General features: G+C 44.0%; 16 protein-coding genes. 9 read left to right on the top strand and 7 right to left on the bottom strand.

Going from position 1 to position 18,207, the window contains the following annotated elements:
* The first annotated feature begins 8 nt into the window (after positions 1–8).
* The 4 genes from nrdG to OCV29_RS21500 all read left to right on the top strand — a co-directional run bounded on the left by nrdG (position 9) and on the right by OCV29_RS21500 (position 4,315).
* Positions 9–479, top strand: coding sequence for an anaerobic ribonucleoside-triphosphate reductase-activating protein (gene nrdG, locus OCV29_RS21515; RefSeq protein ID WP_073604868.1), 471 nt, complete (start codon positions 9–11; stop codon positions 477–479).
* Between the two features lie 649 nt (positions 480–1,128).
* On the top strand, positions 1,129–2,031 hold the full coding sequence (locus OCV29_RS21510) for a hypothetical protein (protein WP_073604867.1): 903 nt from the start codon (positions 1,129–1,131) through the stop codon (positions 2,029–2,031).
* A 283-nt stretch (positions 2,032–2,314) separates the two neighbouring features.
* The gene (locus tag OCV29_RS21505; protein ID WP_073604866.1) at positions 2,315–3,511 is read left to right on the top strand and encodes an amino acid aminotransferase; all 1,197 of its coding nucleotides are present in this window, start codon (positions 2,315–2,317) and stop codon (positions 3,509–3,511) included.
* Positions 3,512–3,523: 12 nt separating this feature from the next.
* Positions 3,524–4,315, top strand: a complete 792-nt coding sequence (locus OCV29_RS21500; RefSeq protein WP_084193424.1) for a putative ATP-dependent zinc protease — start codon at positions 3,524–3,526, stop codon at positions 4,313–4,315.
* A 132-nt stretch (positions 4,316–4,447) separates the two neighbouring features.
* Here the strand turns inward: OCV29_RS21500 and OCV29_RS21495 are convergent, their stop codons facing one another.
* The 4 genes from OCV29_RS21495 to fruB are packed head-to-tail and all read right to left on the bottom strand — an operon-like array spanning position 4,448 to position 8,538.
* The gene (locus OCV29_RS21495) at positions 4,448–4,663 is read right to left on the bottom strand and encodes a hypothetical protein (RefSeq protein ID WP_139281641.1); all 216 of its coding nucleotides are present in this window, start codon (positions 4,661–4,663) and stop codon (positions 4,448–4,450) included.
* A gap of 22 nt (positions 4,664–4,685) precedes the next feature.
* Positions 4,686–6,419, bottom strand: a complete 1,734-nt coding sequence (gene fruA / locus OCV29_RS21490) for a PTS fructose transporter subunit IIBC (RefSeq protein WP_073604863.1) — start codon at positions 6,417–6,419, stop codon at positions 4,686–4,688.
* Positions 6,420–6,436: 17 nt separating this feature from the next.
* Complete coding sequence (gene pfkB / locus OCV29_RS21485; protein ID WP_073604862.1) at positions 6,437–7,390, bottom strand: 1-phosphofructokinase; 954 nt, start codon at positions 7,388–7,390, stop codon at positions 6,437–6,439.
* An 11-nt stretch (positions 7,391–7,401) separates the two neighbouring features.
* Complete coding sequence (gene fruB / locus OCV29_RS21480; RefSeq protein WP_073604861.1) at positions 7,402–8,538, bottom strand: fused PTS fructose transporter subunit IIA/HPr protein; 1,137 nt, start codon at positions 8,536–8,538, stop codon at positions 7,402–7,404.
* A 330-nt stretch (positions 8,539–8,868) separates the two neighbouring features.
* Between fruB and cra the strand changes: the two genes are divergently transcribed.
* On the top strand, positions 8,869–9,852 hold the full coding sequence (gene cra, locus OCV29_RS21475; RefSeq protein ID WP_073604860.1) for a catabolite repressor/activator: 984 nt from the start codon (positions 8,869–8,871) through the stop codon (positions 9,850–9,852).
* 204 nt (positions 9,853–10,056) lie between these two features.
* Here the strand turns inward: cra and OCV29_RS21470 are convergent, their stop codons facing one another.
* Positions 10,057–10,839: a BUD32 family EKC/KEOPS complex subunit gene (locus OCV29_RS21470; protein ID WP_073604859.1), complete on the bottom strand. Its 783-nt coding sequence runs from the start codon at positions 10,837–10,839 to the stop codon at positions 10,057–10,059.
* A 675-nt stretch (positions 10,840–11,514) separates the two neighbouring features.
* Between OCV29_RS21470 and OCV29_RS21465 the strand changes: the two genes are divergently transcribed.
* Complete coding sequence (locus OCV29_RS21465) at positions 11,515–12,813, top strand: methyl-accepting chemotaxis protein (protein WP_073604858.1); 1,299 nt, start codon at positions 11,515–11,517, stop codon at positions 12,811–12,813.
* A gap of 96 nt (positions 12,814–12,909) precedes the next feature.
* On the opposite strand, the gene OCV29_RS21460 is transcribed toward OCV29_RS21465, so the two are convergent.
* Together OCV29_RS21460 and OCV29_RS21455 are read right to left on the bottom strand one after the other, a co-directional pair.
* On the bottom strand, positions 12,910–13,572 hold the full coding sequence (locus tag OCV29_RS21460) for a DUF2057 family protein (RefSeq protein WP_073604857.1): 663 nt from the start codon (positions 13,570–13,572) through the stop codon (positions 12,910–12,912).
* A 138-nt stretch (positions 13,573–13,710) separates the two neighbouring features.
* On the bottom strand, positions 13,711–14,628 hold the full coding sequence (locus OCV29_RS21455; RefSeq protein ID WP_073604856.1) for a LysR family transcriptional regulator: 918 nt from the start codon (positions 14,626–14,628) through the stop codon (positions 13,711–13,713).
* 129 nt (positions 14,629–14,757) lie between these two features.
* On the opposite strand from OCV29_RS21455, the gene yjjG reads away from it, so the two are divergent.
* From yjjG to OCV29_RS21440, 3 genes are all read left to right on the top strand, one after another.
* On the top strand, positions 14,758–15,438 hold the full coding sequence (yjjG, locus tag OCV29_RS21450; RefSeq protein WP_073604855.1) for a pyrimidine 5'-nucleotidase: 681 nt from the start codon (positions 14,758–14,760) through the stop codon (positions 15,436–15,438).
* A gap of 100 nt (positions 15,439–15,538) precedes the next feature.
* Complete coding sequence (locus OCV29_RS21445) at positions 15,539–16,231, top strand: GntR family transcriptional regulator (protein ID WP_073604854.1); 693 nt, start codon at positions 15,539–15,541, stop codon at positions 16,229–16,231.
* A gap of 156 nt (positions 16,232–16,387) precedes the next feature.
* On the top strand, positions 16,388–18,205 hold the full coding sequence (locus tag OCV29_RS21440) for an extracellular solute-binding protein (protein ID WP_073604853.1): 1,818 nt from the start codon (positions 16,388–16,390) through the stop codon (positions 18,203–18,205).
* The last annotated feature ends 2 nt before the right edge of the window (positions 18,206–18,207 follow it).

The following is an 18,207-nucleotide window of genomic DNA, read 5'->3' as shown; positions in this document are numbered from 1 at the left end:
TAAGGCTGATGAACTATCATAAATATTATCCAATTGATGTGGTCAATGGTCCCGGAACGCGTTGTACACTTTTTGTGTCTGGGTGTGAACACCAATGCAAAGGCTGCTATAACCAGAGTACCTGGTCTTTAAACTCTGGCTTTCCTTTTACGGATGAGATGGCCGATCAGATTATCAGCGACCTGAATGATACACGTATCTACCGACGGGGCTTGTCCTTGTCTGGCGGGGATCCACTGCACCCGGCGAATATTGAGTCTGTACTGGCTCTGGTCAAACGTGTGAAAGATGAGTGTTCCGGTAAAGATATCTGGCTCTGGACCGGATATCTTCTGGATGAATTAAGTGCAGCGCAGCGCGAAGTTCTGGCATGGATCGACGTCCTGATTGATGGCAAGTTTGAGCAGGACAAAGCCGATCCGTCACTGGAGTGGCGGGGCAGTGCCAATCAGCTTATCCATAAATTTCATTTGAATTAACACAAACAGTTTGACTTGTCATCAGGTGATTTGGGCTGTCTCAGGCACAAATCACCTCAATTCAGGCGCGCATCCTGGCTACTTTCCTTTATATCAAAAAATATCATTTCCTGGCCCTCATCTTCAGGAAATATCCATATATTGGCTGGATTAGGTCTATCTCTGAAATATACAAAATCAGCTATTTTTTAAACAATCTGACACGTTTATCCACTGTATTTAATGGTGTAATAATGCTGGTTTCACCTGATTTAATTTTATTCCAGGGTATAAAAACATACATAAATTCTGAATTATTTGAGAATTTAAATATAAATTACATTCTGAGTCTGATTTTGCAGATTAATTATTTAAATCAATTTAATTGTAGTCATTTATATTGAATGGTTAATTTTAAAATGGTATTTTAATTTTGATTTTCAATATAACTCATTGATAAATCATCATTTTAGTGCGTAGTGACACATTTTGGTGCAATTTTAATTGATTGTTTTATTGAAAGCATTTGATGCAGGTCGTTTATTTGACTTGTTTATTTTTTATATTGTTAGGTTAAAAAATTAAAGATGTGATGCTTATTTTTTGCTCAGTCTGGATGAGCTTGATTTAACAGTATCTCGTTTTTTTCACAGATGGAATGAATAGAAATATGGAAATAAAAAAACGTGTAATAGCAACATGGATTGGTTTATCACTTGTGAGTATGGGAGCCGTCTCAGGAGAATTGAAATCATTGACCAGTGAAGTTCAGCAGCGTGAATTCAGAGATGGTTCAGCACATACGGAATGGACTCTTGGCAAGGGCTCTTACACGATCAACGATGATTACAGATTCTGGTTTGATGTGGATAAAGATTATTTTGATAACAACGATTCAGCAAATCAGGACGGCTGGGATACAGAATTTGGCATTGGACAAAAAGTTGGTGAGCTTGCCGGGTATGATGTGACCCTGAATTATATTTACCGGTACGATGCCAGATGGGAACACGGCAATAGCAACAAAGGCTGGAACCAGGGGCAGTATATTTTTTCTCCTTTTCTGGATAAAACAGTTTCTCTGTTTGGCAAAGAAATGGACTTTGGCATTGAGCTATGGACTCAGGTGGGGACTGTTGATGAAAACAGCCTGCAAGATATCAGCGGCTGGGAAACAAACTTTTATCTCTCCGGTGATTTATCAGACTCCTGGAACTTAAGTCTGGCATTGTACAACTTAAATTATTACGACAAGGCTGAAGATGAGTACGACTATCAGGCCGGTACTGAAAACTATCTGACCTACTCGTTACCGCTTGGCGCTGGCTTCACCTTTAAAATAGAGAACTATATTGAGGCATATTATACGCCCGATTCTGAATATACATGGGTAAGTGCTCATATTGAACCCGCGCTTCACTTTAAAGAGAGCTTTAATGAGCATGTTTCATTCCATGCGAAAGTCTCATATGAAGTGGTTGACTGGGAATACAACAGTGTGAACAACGTGACGGCTTACAATGATACCAGCAATAATGAAATGCAGGTGCTGATAGGCATTCATGTCAAGTAATTACAACGCTGTTCCCACAGATTCAAGGGTGAAGACGGCAGAAGACAACTGACGCAAACCCGGGGAATTGAAATGACCGGCAGATGCCATCAAAGGGGGAAATCAATGATCGCATCTGCCGGAATGAGTCGGCCCGGCGTCATACAATGCAGTCGCAGATGACTTGCAAAACAGCGCAGGGGAGTGGTTACCTGAGCGCTGACAACAAAAAATACTTTTGGTTTTTTAAAATCTGGTGTTTACTTGAGAATTCAGTGATAAGTAATCAGAGGTTGTGTGTCCCATGTTTTCTCATCTTCCGGATCCGGTTCTGGATCCTATTCTCTCTCTTTCTTCTGCATTCCGTGAGGACAACCGTCCGGATAAAGTCGATCTTGGTATTGGTGTATATCGTAATAATCAGGGGCAGACGCCGATCATGCGTGCGATCCGTTCTGCAGAATCCCGTCTGATGGAAACACAGACCACCAAATCCTATGTCGGGCTGGCCGGGGATGAGGTTTTCAATCAATGTATTGCCAGACTGGTGCTTGGCGAAGCGACGCCTGTCTCTGACAGACTTGTGGCAGTACAAACACCAGGTGCCAGTGGTGCTTTGCGAATGCTGGGCGATCTGATTCATACCGCACAGCCGGGCTCGACCGTTTGGTTGAGTGACCCCAGCTATGTCAATCATCGTCCGGTGATGGAAGCCGCGGGGCTGAAAGTGAAACAGTATCAGTATTTCTGCCGGGAAACCAAGCGTGTCGATATCCCGCGTATGCTTGACGATTTGTCAAAAGCGGGATCTGAGGATATTGTTTTACTGCATGGATGTTGTCACAATCCTACGGGCGCAGATATTGATTTTGCTGCATGGCAGGCAGTGACGGAGCTGGCTCAGAAGAATGGCTTCACTCCATTTGTGGACCTTGCTTACCAGGGCTTTGGTGATGGCCTTGAAGAAGATGTAAAAGGTCTGCGCTGGATGGCTGAACGGGTTGAAGAGATGATGATTACGTCATCCTGCTCGAAAAATTTTGGTCTTTACCGGGAGCGGACCGGTGCTGCCATTGTGATCGGGAAGAATGCGTCTGATGCAACGAATGCCAAAGGAAAAATCCTGACACTTGCCCGGGCAACGTACACAATGCCACCAGATCACGGCGCGGCTTTGGTGCGCACTGTGCTTCAGGACCCGGATTTGAAACAGTCCTGGCATCAGGAACTGGCAGAAATGCAGCAGCGTTTATTGAATCTGCGACAAATGTTGTGTAAAACATTAAGAGATGAGCAGGGCACTCAAGCGTTTGATTTTATTGAATCTCATAAGGGAATGTTTACCGTAATCGGCTTTTCAGCGTTGCAAATGGGTCAACTGAGAAATGACTATGGTATCTATGGTGTGAACGATGGCCGGATTAATATTGCCGGGTTGAGTGAATCCGATATTTCCTATGTCGCGAAGGCAATTGCTCAGGTTGCGAATCAAAAAATATAAACTGGTGACTGAATGATACGACAATGGAAGCGTAGTGTTCCTCTGGTATTGGCTGGTGGGTTGGCAGCCTGTAGCTCAACTGTACCTGTGCATCATACCAGGCTGGATAGCCTGACGCTTCCTCCGGGAGGAACACAAGAAATTGTGCATCCTCAGCTTCTGGAGGAGAGCCAGCCGCTGATTCAACGGACAGCGCCTCCCCATGGCGCTGCTATTGATCAATCAGTTCATCATCGATCAGTCACGCAGGAACAAGCCACCCTTCAAGAAGCAATACCGGATTTTGTTCAGCCAGAAATAAAACCGCAACCCCGCAAGCAACCCCAGTTAAAGCAACAGCATAAGAAAGAAATACCCCACTATACAATGATGGGAGACGGGCGGTTACTTCTGGGACAGACTGAGTGGATATGGCTTCCGGGCATTGATTTGCCCCTGAAAGCCAATATGGCGACAGATCAGCAGTTATCTTCGATTTATGCTGCGGAAGTTCATTATTTCAAACGCAATGGACAGCAGTGGGTCACTTTCCATTTGTTGCCGAAAAAGCCACAAGCGGCAATGAGTTTGCCGGTGAATTACTGGATAAAGGAGAAAGCTGATCGCTCAGTGGAGCGTATTCCTGTGATTATCAGCTGGATCGAAATCGGGGAAGTGAAGGAGCCGGTTGAGTTTAAACTCTACCATGAACAGCGTGTATCACCAGTGACAATTGGCCGTAATTTCCTGAAAGATAATGCTGTTGTGGATCAGGGGCGTCGTTATGTTCAGCCAAAGCCGGAGATTCCGGAGACTGAACAGTAGAAGCAGGTCATCCCCGCTTGCATTTTGTCACGGGGAATAACAGTCTGCCTGAAGTGAAAATAAGAAAAGCCGGATTATCTGTCCGGCTTTTCTTATTCAGGGTTTTCTAAATCATGGCTTTTTAATACCATTCTAAGTCATTTTCTGATCCGGATATATCTGGTTCCGCAAACCGCTCAAGCCATCCATGGGCGCTTCAACAAGGGCATTCATGCCCTTGTATGTTTGCTCCACCAGACACATCCAGATGATCAGTTTATTTTCCAGATTGGTATAAATCATGGCCTGGGGGTGTTGTTCAAATAAAAAAGCCAGTGGGGGTAAACACTGGCAAATGAGGCCCATCAATGACAGACCTCATTAACAGGGCTTATGCTGCTGCTTTTTCTGCGCGAGGCTTAAACAGGGCGTAACCAAAGCCTGTGACTGCTGTACCCACAGCAATTGCAACCAGATACATCAGGACTGGTGAAATTGCATTCGGGATGAACAGAACAAACAGACCGCCGTGAGGTGCCATCAGCTTCGCACCGAACAGCATTGACAATGCACCTGTGATTGCGCCACCAACCATACATGATGGAATCACACGCATTGGATCTCTTGCCGCAAAAGGAATTGCACCTTCAGAGATAAAGCACAGACCCAGCACAAAGGATGCTTTACCGGCTTCACGTTCACTGTTATCGAATTTGTCTTTCGCAATGAAGGTTGCTAGGCCCATACCCAGGGCAGGAACCATACCCGCAGCCATGATTGCAGCCATTGGCAGATACTGTTGAGAGGCAAGCAGACCCACGCCAAATGTGTAAGCTGCTTTGTTCACCGGACCACCCAGATCGAAACACATCATTGCGCCAAGGATAATACCCAGCAGAATCGCGTTTGCAGAGCCCATGCTGTTCAGGAAGTCAGTCATTGCACTCATCACTGAAGCAACAGGTTCGCCCACAATGTAGATCATGACCAGACCGGTAAACAGGGTTGCAATAAACGGAATGATCAGGATAGGTTTCAGGGCTTCCATGGACTGTGGCAGCTGTACTTTATCGGCAATAAGTTTTGCAGAGTAACCGGCAATGAAACCGGCAGCGATACCACCAAGGAAACCAGAACCGATAGAACTCGCCAGCATACCACCGACCAGACCTGGTGCCAGCCCCGGACGGTCAGCAATCGAGAAGGCAATATAACCAGCCAGTACAGGAATCATTAATGCGAAGGCTGAACCACCACCAATCTTCATTAATGCCGCTGCCATCGTGCCTTCTTCTTTAAAGGCTTCGATACCAAAGACGAAAGACAGTGCGATGATTAAACCACCGGCAACCACAACCGGCAGCATGTGAGAAACACCGGTCATCAGATGTTTATAGACGCCTTTTTTCTCTTCTGTTGCAGGTTGTGCTGAATCCCCACCCTGAGCTGCGTAGACAGTTGCTTGTGCGAAAGCTTTTTCAATCTCTTCCTGAGTTTTCTTCAAAGCCGGGCCTGTTTTGGTCTTATACAGCTTTTTACCATTGAAGCGATCCAGAGGTACATCAATATCCGCTGCGATAATAACCAGATCAGCGGCTGCAATTTCTTCTGCTGTCAGCTGGTTTTTCGCACCAACGGAACCCCGGGTTTCAACTTTGATTTCATGGCCCAGTTTTTTCGCTGTATCTTCCAGTGCTTCCGCAGCCATAAAGGTATGCGCAACACCCGTCGGGCAGGCTGTGATTGCCACAATTTTCTGAGCGCCGGAGGAAGGTGCAGTCGCTGCCGGTGCTGCTGTAGTCACCTGATCCTGAGACAGCGGCTGAGCTTTTTCTGCCGCAGATTTCAGGTAATCAGCAGGGGAAGCTGTACATTCTGAAATATTGCTTTGATATACTTTTTTGCCGACAAAACGGGAGGTATCAACCGGGCAGTTTGCAGCAATCACCACGGCATCTGCTTCAGCAATATCATTGTCAGTGAGCGTGTAGCCATCAACAACAGAAGAGTGACATTCAACAGTTGCTGACCAGTTCAAGGATTTTGCCGCCTGTTCTAACAGACCGGCAGCGAGAACGCTATTTGCAACGCCGCTTGGGCATGCGGTAATAATGGCAATTTTCATAGTTACGACCTTTGTCCTTAATTACTAGCCTGAGGGCTATACGGTTGTAATTGGATTTTCTGTTGTAGGGTTGCTAATTCATTTCTGTCCGGAACGCCGACACCGACCTGCGTTACCGCGAGTGCAGATAAAGCAGTTGCAAATGTAAGCAGTTCCTGTTTTTTCATTTCCTGCATGTGGCCCCAGCACAAACCGGCAACCAGTGTATCTCCTGCACCAACCGTACTGATAACTTCCATACGGGGTGGTTTAGCATGCAGCCATTCATTGTTATGAAGCCACATCACACCATCTGCACCCATCGACACCACGATATTTTCAATCTGTCTCGAAGCGAGCTCCGATGCTGCACTCTGGCACTCAGATACTGTGCTTAGTGTTTGACCAACAAAGTGAGAAAGTTCTTCATCATTTGGTTTGATTAGCCATGGATGTGCATCGAGACCAGCGGCCAGCGCATCTCTGCTGCTGTCAAACAAAACTTTTTTACCCAGTTGATGGAGTTGCTTTATCCAGCCAGCACATTGCTGGGGTGAAACGCCTTTCGGCAGGCTGCCGGCAAGGACGAAATATTCGTGATCTCCGGCCAGCCTGAACAGCGTTTTTTCAAAAGCTGCAATCGCTTCTGATGAAACTTCTACACCCGGAAAATTGATATCACTGACATCCCCTGAAGATTCAACCAGTTTGACATTAATTCTGGTTGCACCAGCAACGCGGATGAATTCATCCTTTGCGCCGATAGTTTCAAAGAGTTGGCAAAAGACATCCTGATTTTCCTGGCCTAAAAAGCCCGTGACTGTCACTTCAGCACCTAAATCACTCAGCACCTGAGCAACGTTGACGCCTTTTCCGGCTGCATGTAGCGATCCTTCGCGGACCAGACTCACAGAGCCCTGATTGAGAGTGTCAAGGCTGCCGGTTAAATCAAGGGCAGGATTGAGCGTGATTGTGACTACTTTCTTCGTCATCCTGATGCTCCTTAGCTTTCACCCAGACCGGCTTCAATAGCAGCCCCAATTGCTTCAACAGCCTGTGCTGCATCTGCACCTTCGGCCGTGAATTCAAGCTGGTGACCACATTTCACGCCCAGAGCAATGACTTTCATCAGACTTTTCGCATTGACAGCTTTACCGTCACCGTCCAGATTCGCAATCTTGATTGTTGCATCGAATTTTTTGGCTTCAGCAACTAACATTGCGCCAGGACGGGCATGTAACCCATGTGGATTTTTTACTTTGAATATGGCTTTTACGACACCTGCAGCGTCTGAAGGTGCAGTTTCTTCAGCCAGACCGAACTGAGCCAGTACACCATTTTTATCTGCTGACAGCAGGTTTGCCTGTTGTTGGTTCAATACGAATTCAGACAGTTTAGTCATCAATGGCTGGTGAGATTTGTTGCATGCTGCAACGACGATTAATCCCTTCACCGGTTGTCCCTGATGGTTGAAACTTTCCTCAGCAGTGATAAATGCTAATCCAGTCCGGGAAACCGCAGTTTGGCTGCCTGCAAGCCATAAACCCTGACCAATATGTGTCGCTTCTTTGGCAACAATATCAGTGACAAATTCACTTTGAACGCATGCTTTGTTTTTCAGCAGACCGGCAGCAACAGCCAGTAGCGGTGCTATTTCAGTTGCCGGGAAGTTGAGCTGAATCAGTGACTCATCGAAATCAGCTTCCAGCTGAACATCACCGTTCAGTAATGCAATGATGTCTGTTGCCTGTTTAGCTTGCTTCAGGTTTTGTTCGACGCCATCAGCAGATAAAACTTTGGTCAGTTGTTTCAGAATGCCCAAATGCTCATCGGATTTTGCTGCAATACCAATTGCAACGTAGACGGTATTACCATCACCCCAGTCGACTCCTTCAGGGAAATGATGGATTGCAACGCCTGTCTCTTTGACCAGAGAGCGGGTATCTGTTGTGCCGTGAGGAATCGCGATACCGTTACCCAGAAAAGTTGAGTTCTGGGCTTCGCGGCTTAGCATTCCTTCTACATAGCCGGCATCAACCAGACCTTTCGTATTCAGGTGCGTGGCTATTGCCCGAATGGCTTCTTGTTTATTTGGTTGGGATTGTCCTAGTTGAATGTCATTAGGAGTTAGTTGCAACATATTTAGCCCCTTTGCCATAAAAATGGCTTAATTTATTATCCGGACACAGGCTGTTGTTTTCTAAAGGAAACCTGACAGTCTAAGTGATGTGTCCTGTGATGCTGAATCGTTTCAGTTTGTGATTGAAAAAAACTCAGCAAAATGTCTTCAAAATTCATAAAATATGAAGATAAATAATGAATAGCTCATAAATATATGTTTTGCCATTATTTGACATTCTGCTGAATCATTTCAGCTTTTATAGTGAATCGATTCAGCATATAATGCAACTTCACTGTAGAGCAAAATGTGTATTTCTTTGAACCGACGCACATTAAAAAGGGCAATAATATGACACTGGATGAAGTGGCGAAGTTAGCTGGTGTATCTAAAACGACGGCGAGTTATGTCATCAACGGGAAAGCGCAAAAATACCGTATTAGTGAAAAGACTCAGCAAAAAGTGATGGAAGTTGTTAATGCATATGATTATCGTCCGGATCACACCGCTTCGGCACTAAGAGCCGGAAACAGCCGCTCTTTCGGGTTAATTATTCCTGATCTCGAAAATACCAGTTATGCCCGCTTATCCAAGTTGCTGGAGCAAAATTCAAGACAGGCCGGATATCAGATATTAATGGCTTGTTCTGATGATAATCCTGACACTGAAAAAACAGTCGTGAATGCTCTGGTAGCCAGGCGAATTGATGCGCTGTTTGTGGCAAGCGCCATTCCCCAGGCCAGTGAATACTATATGCGGCTACAAAAGACGGGAACACCGGTGATTGCGATTGACCGCCCGTTGGATGATGAATATTTTGCATGTGTTGTGAGTGAAGATTATACCGCCGCACATGATTTGACTAATTCAGTTTTAGAGGGCTCAGTGACTTCGGTCGGATTAATAGGTGCGCTGCCTGAGCTGAGTATTTCTAAAGATCGTCAGCTTGGTTTCGAATCTGCGATTAAATCAAAAGATATTGAAGTGATACAAGGATATGGCCGTCATTTTAACCGGAGTGAAGGACGACGCGTTTTTCAGCAATGGGTGGAAAAAGGAACGGTGCCTGATGCCGTTGTTGTCACTTCATATACCTTACTTGAAGGGGTGCTGGATGTTTTGCTTGAAAACATTGAACTGATGGGACAGATTCAGCTGGCAACGTTTGGTGACAATCGCTTACTTGATTTTCTGCCACTTAAAATCAATTCTATGCCACAGCAATTTGAGTTGATCGCCGATAGCGCTTTGGCAACTGCATTGAATGCGACAGCAAAACGGTATCAGCCCGGTATTGAACTGGTTCCCAGAAAATTGATTGTACGCTCAGCCTGAACAGCCAAAGGTTTGGTTTAGCTGACTTTATTTGGGTTATTTGGCTTCAAGGAAGGGGCGCATTTGTCTGGTTCAGCCATTCAGCAGAAAAACATTCAGCAGAAAAACGTAGAGGATTGGTGTCTCTGATTTGAGACACCAATCCTGTTATTTGCTATCAGATTATTGGTTATCAGAAAAATTTTAATGTCGTACTTGATTATGTCAAAACGTCGTGACAGGTTCTTTCAACATCAGATCCGGGTGTTCAAATAAAGCGACGGTTTCTAATAATTGTTTGCTGAGTTTATTCTTTTTCTTAAATAATAAAACAAATTTAGGTAATATACAGATTCGTTTTATTAATTTATTTATTTTTAATAAGCTTTCCCAGTTCTCATCTGAAACCTCAGATTTCCATATCAGTAATGCATTGACTTTTTGTTGAATATTAATGTCTTCTCTTCGGTAAAGTTCCATTAACAGGATATAAATATCTCTCGCTTGTAATGTCGGATTTGCATCCATCATTGATTCTTCAAAATCAATGAGTGTCGGGATATTATGATCATTAATAATAATATCCCGGAGAGCAGGCCGGCCATGCGCAATGTTCTTTTTGTGTAATTGTGCAAATGTCAGAAAAACTTTATTTAAAAGTGTCTGACTAACCCGTGTATTATCCAGTTGATTTAATGGGATGCCCTCATCATGAGTGACAAAGTATCCCGGCCCCTCAAGATCAATATCGGGTACACGAAAATTTTGTTGTTTCAGATAGTGCAACATCGCTTTCTCATGTTCAAAGCGCTCCAGACTGTCTATCACTGATTGCGTATGAAAGAGTGAAAATAAGCTGATTCTTGAGATGACCGAAGATAATTTTCTGATCACCGTTGATTTATTCTCGCCATGAATTTTTAGCCAGTATGTATTCCCATCAACAATAAGTTTTTTTACTCCAGGCTCACTTTCTGAAATAATTTTATTACATTCATCTGTTAGCATGACTGTGATCCCTTTTCAAATTTTCAGAAATTTTAATGATCACTATTTTCTATTTCAAGTCATAAAATGTCAGAGAAAATAAAAATTTATCTAAAAATTATAATAAATTCTCTGATTCACCCTATGATTTATAATGTCAGGTTAAATGTATTAATTAAATAAATAAAAACAGATGTGTTATTGATCGCAAATAAGTAATTAGTCGATTATCATAAAAGAGCTTCAGGTTAAGAATTTTATCAATTCTGTTTTGTAGACATACCCAGATGACCTCAAGTGACATGTTTGTTGAGAAATGCTCAGAAACCAATCAATTTCTTCCTTCGGTAGCCTGCCATCCGGTTTATTTTTGCGCCTTGATCGAGCGATTTGCAGGCGGCTACAGGTCAGGCAGTAGAAGATAAACACATCCCAGCCATCCCTTCGGTCTGCCGCATCGGTTTTTGTACCGGTTTTTTCAGGTCTTCATCACTAAAAAATTATTTTATATTGAAGTTGTCACCTGAAAAATAACAGGATAGCGACTAAACTAAACCATAGAATTATTGAATACATGAGTTGTAATCAATTAATTTTATCATTAAAAGTATTATTTACCGGTTGTTTTATGAAGGCTTGGTGTCTCATGCGGCTTAAAAGCTTAATTTTGTAAGGGATAGATAAATAGGTGTCTGCATGTTTTTCAACAAAATACGACAAGAAAATGTTCATTTGCAAGAACAACTGGAGTTAGTCAACTCAGTGCTCGCTTCGATTAGTCAAAGTATGGCTACAATAGAATTTAGTGTTGACGGGCATATTCTCGAAGCAAATGAGTTGCTTTTGAGTTGTATGGAATATCAAAAATCCGAAATTATCGGGCAGCATCACCGGATTTTTTGTTTTGATGAAGATAGTTTTTCATCCGAATATAAGGCTTTCTGGAGTAATCTGGCCCGTGGAGAACCGCAGAAAGGGACATTTCGCCGAAAGAAGAAATCCGGAGAACTGGTCTGGCTTGAGGCGACATACTTTCCTGTAAAAGTGGATGGCAAAGTTGAGAAAGTGATGAAAATTGCCAGTGATGTTACTGAGCAAACTGAATCCCGTCATTACATGGAAAGTGTGCTATCTGCATTGGATCGCTCATTAGCAATTATCGAGTTTCAACCGGACGGAAAAATTATCAGAGCAAATGATAACTTCCTGAATACGGTTGGGTACAGAGCAGAGCAGCTTCGGGGACAGCATCACCGGATGTTTTGTGATCAGACTTTTATTGATGAAAATCCGACTTTCTGGGCTGATTTGGCGCGCGGTGAAACGAAAAGTGGCCGGTTCTTGCGTCTGAATAGTTACGGTGAGCAGCTGTGGCTGGAAGCAACATATAATCCTATTTTGGATCAGCACGGTAAAGTGACAAAAGTCATCAAATTTGCTTCTGATGTCTCTGAACAGGAGAAAAAGAATATTGCAGTGAACCAGGCAACTGAAATCGCTTATTCTACCTCGGTGGAAACCGCTCAGATTGCCAAAGAAGGCGCGCAAAAGCTTTCTGATTCTGTTGCTGTTTCTGAGCAGATTTCCGGTCAGGTTCAGGATACCGCGACAAAAATCAGGCAATTGAATGATAAGTCACAAAGTATTGAAGAAATCGTCTCAACTATCCAGGCGATTGCAGAGCAAACAAATCTGCTGGCACTGAATGCGGCAATCGAGGCTGCAAGGGCGGGCGATCAGGGCAGAGGATTTGCCGTCGTTGCTGATGAAGTCCGGCAACTTGCTTCCCGCACGGCAGAGTCGACAGCAGAAATCACCGAAGTCGTGACCGAGAATAAGCAGTTGACCCAGTCTGTGACCACATCAATGGAAGAGGTGATTGAGATCTCAGACAGAGGGGTAAACATGATTGTGGAGGCTTCTTCTGTGATGGATGAAATCTATAAAGGGGCTGAGAATGTTTCTCAGACAGTGAACTCCCTGAGTGACTCATAAGCACGGCTTGATACTAAATACATGATAAAGTAAATGAAAACCACCTGACTCAGGTTCAGGTGGTTTTTCAGTTATAATAGCAGTGAAACCAACGGGTTACTGTTGGTTAATAAACTTTTTGAAGCGGGCTTTAGCTGCTTCATCAGCCTGCTCATACCAGTAGTGCAACATTGTTTCCGGAGTTGTTGCACCTTTTGGTGCTGGTTTGCCGGGTTGAGTTGTCCGGACCGGTTGATATGACTGGACTTGTGGATTTTGCGGAGCGTATGCAGCAACTGCGGCTGGTGCCTGAGACTGATTATACACAGCAATTTCTGTCAGATAGTTTCGGCCAATCTGCATGCCTTCTTTCAGCAGTTTATCTTCTTTGAGCTTTACCTGATTATTTTGTTTGTCGACCAGTGACCACTGAAGATTTTTGATATATTTTTGCGCGTCTTTCGCATGTCTGTATTTAGGTAGTTTGAAAGACAGATCCTTATCAGCTGCAGTAAAGCTGGCGACAATGGCATCACTTTCCACACCAATATTATCTTTTCCCTGAGCAAAATATGGCTTATATCTGAAAACAATTTGCTGCTGTCCATCTGCAAGGCTTAATGTTTTTTCATTATCAAATACGCCACCGGTCAGATGAGGCTTGATGGCATTTGCAACCAGAATTTCAACGTCACCCGGAACTGAAATGTTCACTTGAGCCAGAGATGATGCACTCAATACCATTAAACCAATGAATGAAGTTGCCCTTAATATATTCACGCTGTGTATCCTTTATTTTCAGATGTTTAACTGTACCTGGGCGATGAAAGATAAACACGCCCTCAATCATGTTAGCCGAATTGTTGCTTCCGGTATATGCTGATGATTGATTTTGACAAAATGATGATTAACGAACGGTTAACTGATTCCGGCATCCCAGTAGGGGATATCCTGACCATATTTTTGCTGTAGAAATTCAATGAACATCCGGACTTTATTCGGCAGATATTTTCGGTCCGGATAAACAGCATAAACTGCGTGCTCCGGTAAATGGTAGCCGGTCATTAACGGTTGCAGTTTTTTTTGTGCAAGGTCTTTACCCACAATAAATGTGGGGAGCTGTGCAATGCCGAGGCCATCAAGTGTTGCTTTCCGGATTCCCTCACTGTTGTTGATGATCAGGTTACCTCGCGGCAATACTTTAAACTCTTTATCTTTTTGATAAAAACGCCATTCGCTGCCGCGAAAATAAGCATAAGTCAGGCAGTTGTGGGACCGTAGATCTGAAGGATGCCGGGGCTCTGGATTGCTGGACATATAATGCGGAGCTGCGCAGAGAACGCTTTTACAGACAACCAGCCTTTTCGCAATCAGGTTTGAAACCGGTAAATGCCCGATCCGGATCGCCATATCGAACCCGCCCTGAACCAGATCCACCATTTGATCTTCAAGCTGTAAGTCGATCTCAATTTTCGGATATAAACGCATGAACTCTGCGATATAAGGGGCGATATGACGAACACCGAAAGACATGGGGGCGGTGATTTTCAGCACTCCCTGTGGCTGCCCCTGAAGTTCAGCGACAGCATCCATGCCCAGTTGTGCGCACTGATATGCCTGTGAGGCATGAAAGTAGTATCGCTGACCAGCTTCCGTCAGGTGAATGGTTCGGGTTGTTCTGTGAAAAAGTCTGACGCCAAGGACACTTTCAAGCTGTGTTAAACGTTTACTGACCGCTGATTTAGTAATATTCAGCCTTTGTGCGGCTGCTGACAGGCTGCCAGATTCGACGACAGCAATAAAAACCGGCAATGATGAAAATGGATGACTTAGCATAGATTGTAAACTTTCAGGAAACAGTTAGTTTCATTTTTAAGAGATTATATCAAAATAAAAAACAGTATAAACTCTTATCTGATAGCAGGATCTGATGATCCGGAAATAATTGATAAATTGGATGTGTTTATGAAATATGATTGGATATTGTTTGATGCGGATGAGACTTTGTTTCGGTTTGATAATTTTTCTGGTTTGAAAACCATGTTTTCCCGGTTAGGGATTCACTTTGGACAGGAAGAATATCTGGAATACCAACGCTTGAATAAACAGTTATGGATTGATTACCAGGATGGAAAAATTGATTCGGCGACCCTGAAGCATCAGCGTTTTATCCGCTGGGCTGAGCAGTTGTCGGTCACGACGGAAGAGCTGAATCTGCGTTTTCTGGATGCAATGGCTGAAATATCGGCGTTGCTTCCCGGAGCTAAAAATCTTTTAGAGTCTCTGTATGGGCGGGTAAAACTTGGCTTAATTACCAACGGAATGGTGCACTTACAATCGCAACGTTTGGAAAAGCATCAGGTCCGGCACTTTTTCGACCATGTTGTGATTTCTGAAGCGGTGGGGAAAGCCAAACCTGATCCTGCAATATTTGATTATGCTTATCAGCAGATGGGACAGCCCGACAAGTCCAAAGTGCTGATGGTGGGTGATAATGTTCAGTCTGATATTCTTGGTGGTTCCCGTTTTGGCTTTATGACCTGTTGGCTGAATCCGGCTCAGGATGCGGTGCCGGAAAATATTGTTGTGGATTATCAAATACAACACTTGTCTGAATTACATGATATGCTTTCAGTATCTGCCTGAATGTGTTGTGATTCGCGGGAATTCTGGCTTTAGCACCTGCGCTATCAGAGAAGCTGACACAGGCATGCCATACCGGATATTTTTCAGATGAAGGTTATATGTGCAATATATAAAAATTAAAGAAACGATAGAAGAACAAATTCTGCAGGGAACGTTATCCGCCGGTCAGAAATTGCCATCTGAAAGACAGCTTGCAGAATCATTTCATACAACCAGAGTAACACTCAGAGAAGCACTGTCTTTGCTTGAATCCGATGGCCTGATATATCGTGAAGACCGGCGGGGATGGTTTATTTCCCCTCCGCGTTTGCGGGTCCCTATCTCAAGCGCCAGCACTTTCCGGGCGTTAGCAACAGCGCAGGAACGTCAGCCGGATATCCATCTGTTGAAGCGTGAAAAAAGACTGGCGGATAAACATGCGATTCAATTGATGAAGCTGCCGCCATTTAGTGAACTCTACTATATTCAAACATTAAGACTGTTGGAAACCCGGCCGGTTGCTTTGGTCACTTACTGGATGAATTTACAAATTTGCCGACATATTGTTGAAAATGAGAGCTTTTACGATTTTTTTGAAGCTCAGGCGCAGGATCCGCTCATCACAGTTTCTGATATCCATGATAGTATTTCTCTTGGCAGTTTAGTTGGTGAAACGGCATTCAGCCTGAGAGCAACAGCAGGAACACCTGCTATTTTTCAACAGCGCCGTATTTTTTGCGGTTCAGATGTCATTGCACTTGAATTATCAACCTGGCGACATGATGCGTTGCTACTGGAATCTCTGGTTGAGTGATGGCAGAAAAGCAACAACGGTCTGAAAAGGGAACTAAACCCATGATCGTGAGTCATTTTTACAGAGTGGACCTTTTTCAATGATCAGAAAATACAGAACGTGGGATTGAACATATCGCGGTGTCCGGGATAAAGGGGATAAACAGGGATCTTTTTTATGGGAAAAATTAAGTCAGTTATTTTGGGCTGTACATTATTATTGCTAAGTACAGCAGGCTTTAGCAAAGTGATTACAACCACACATCTGGTTGGTTTCGGTCAGGCAAAATATGCGCCGGGTTTTGAGCATTTTGATTATGTCAATCCTGATGCCCCCAAATATGGAAAGGTTGTTTTTGGTGTGATCGGTACTTTTGATAACTTTAATCGCTATGCTTCCAGAGGGGTTGCAGCGGTTGACTCCGAAACACTTTATGACGCACTGATGTATTCCCCCAGTGATGAAATTGATGCTTACTATCCACTGATCGCAACAAAAATCCGTTATTCCGATGATTATTCATGGCTCGAAGTGGATATCAACCCGAAGGCGCGTTTTCATGATGGTGTCCCGATTACTGCGCATGATGTGGCGTTTAGTTTTCAGAAATTCATGAAGGAAGGTGTCGCACAATTCCGGGTTTTGTATAAAAACTTTACGGTGAAAGCCTTGAATGACCATACGGCCAGGTTTGAAATGAAGAACCCTGACAGAGATAAGTTATTTGGTCTGGTCGAAAGTTTGCCGGTGCTGCCTGAACACTTCTGGAAAGATAAGAATTTTTCTGAGCCACTTAGTAAGCCACCTGTCGGCAGTGGGCCTTATAAAATTGTCAGTTATAAAATGGGTCAGAGTGTGACTTATGGGTTAGTTGATGATTACTGGGCCAAAGATCTGCCCGTCAACGTCGGACGAAATAACTTCAAATTAATGCAGTACGATTATTACCGGGACGATACGGTGATGTTGGAAGCTTTCAAAGCGGGTGAATTTGATTTCAGGCTTGAAGGACAGGCAAAACTTTGGGCCACGGCGTATACCGGACCAAACTTTGAGAATGGCTCTATTGTGAAAGAAAGCATTGAGCATCACAAACCCGCTGCGACTCAGGGGTTTATCTTCAATACGACCCGTCCTGTATTTCAGGATCCAAAAGTTCGTGAGGCGCTGACTTATGCGATGGATTTTGAGTGGATGAATAAGAATCTTTTTTTCAGCCAGTACAAACGAACCCGGAGCTATTTTGGTAATACGGAGTTTGAAGCAAAGGGGCTGCCTTCTGAAGCGGAACAGGAAGTTTTGGCACCGTTTAAAGATCAATTACCGCCTCGTTTATATACACAGGAATTTAATCCGCCGGTTACGGATGGCTCTGGCCGGATTCGTCAGCAGATTCGTCAGGCTTTCCGGTTGTTGAAACAAGCAGGCTGGGCGGTGAAAGATGGCGTGATGACCAATCAAAAAACAGGAAAACCTTTATCGTTTGAGTTGTTGATTACGAGTCCGGCAACGGAACGAATTGCGATCCCCTTGCAGAAAAACCTCAGGAAAATGGGAATTGAAATGAAAATCCGTACCGTGGATACCACTCAGTATACGAAGCGTATGCGGGATCGGGATTTTGATATGATTTCTTCTGTGTATGGGGCGCATGCATTTCCGGATCATAGTCTCATGATTATCTGGAATTCCCGTTACCTCGACTCAACTTATAACCGGGCGGGTGTGACGTCACCAGTGGTGGATCAACTGACAGAACAAATTGCTGCCAGTCAACAAGATCCGGATAAACTATTAGTGCTGGGCCGTGCTTTTGACCGGGTATTGCAATGGAATTTCTATATGATTCCACAGTGGTATTCAAATCAGTACCGGGTTGCAATGTGGGATAAGTTTGAGCGCCCATCTGTGACGCCACAATACGATCTCGGGCTGGATACCTGGTGGATTTCCAAACAGAAAGAGAAAGCATTAAAGCAGAAAAAGGATCGCTGATT

This window comes from Vibrio aerogenes (assembly GCF_024346755.1).
GTDB classification, from domain to species: Bacteria; Pseudomonadota; Gammaproteobacteria; order Enterobacterales; family Vibrionaceae; genus Vibrio; species Vibrio aerogenes.
Note: the sequence above shows the minus strand (reverse complement) of the source record. Positions and strands in the feature narration are given on the sequence as shown.

What these genes read in the sequence shown, in the direction of transcription:
- nrdG (WP_073604868.1), top strand. Translation starts at nt 9, where the DNA reads ATGAACTATCATAAATATTATCCAATTGATGTGGTCAATGGTCCCGGA.
- OCV29_RS21510 (WP_073604867.1), top strand. Translation starts at nt 1,129, where the DNA reads ATGGAAATAAAAAAACGTGTAATAGCAACATGGATTGGTTTATCACTT.
- OCV29_RS21505 (WP_073604866.1), top strand. Translation starts at nt 2,315, where the DNA reads ATGTTTTCTCATCTTCCGGATCCGGTTCTGGATCCTATTCTCTCTCTT.
- OCV29_RS21500 (WP_084193424.1), top strand. Translation starts at nt 3,524, where the DNA reads ATGATACGACAATGGAAGCGTAGTGTTCCTCTGGTATTGGCTGGTGGG.
- fruA (WP_073604863.1), bottom strand. Translation starts at nt 6,419, where the DNA reads ATGAAAATTGCCATTATTACCGCATGCCCAAGCGGCGTTGCAAATAGC.
- pfkB (WP_073604862.1), bottom strand. Translation starts at nt 7,390, where the DNA reads ATGACGAAGAAAGTAGTCACAATCACGCTCAATCCTGCCCTTGATTTA.
- fruB (WP_073604861.1), bottom strand. Translation starts at nt 8,538, where the DNA reads ATGTTGCAACTAACTCCTAATGACATTCAACTAGGACAATCCCAACCA.
- cra (WP_073604860.1), top strand. Translation starts at nt 8,869, where the DNA reads ATGACACTGGATGAAGTGGCGAAGTTAGCTGGTGTATCTAAAACGACG.
- OCV29_RS21470 (WP_073604859.1), bottom strand. Translation starts at nt 10,839, where the DNA reads ATGCTAACAGATGAATGTAATAAAATTATTTCAGAAAGTGAGCCTGGA.
- OCV29_RS21465 (WP_073604858.1), top strand. Translation starts at nt 11,515, where the DNA reads ATGTTTTTCAACAAAATACGACAAGAAAATGTTCATTTGCAAGAACAA.
- OCV29_RS21455 (WP_073604856.1), bottom strand. Translation starts at nt 14,628, where the DNA reads ATGCTAAGTCATCCATTTTCATCATTGCCGGTTTTTATTGCTGTCGTC.
- yjjG (WP_073604855.1), top strand. Translation starts at nt 14,758, where the DNA reads ATGAAATATGATTGGATATTGTTTGATGCGGATGAGACTTTGTTTCGG.
- OCV29_RS21440 (WP_073604853.1), top strand. Translation starts at nt 16,388, where the DNA reads ATGGGAAAAATTAAGTCAGTTATTTTGGGCTGTACATTATTATTGCTA.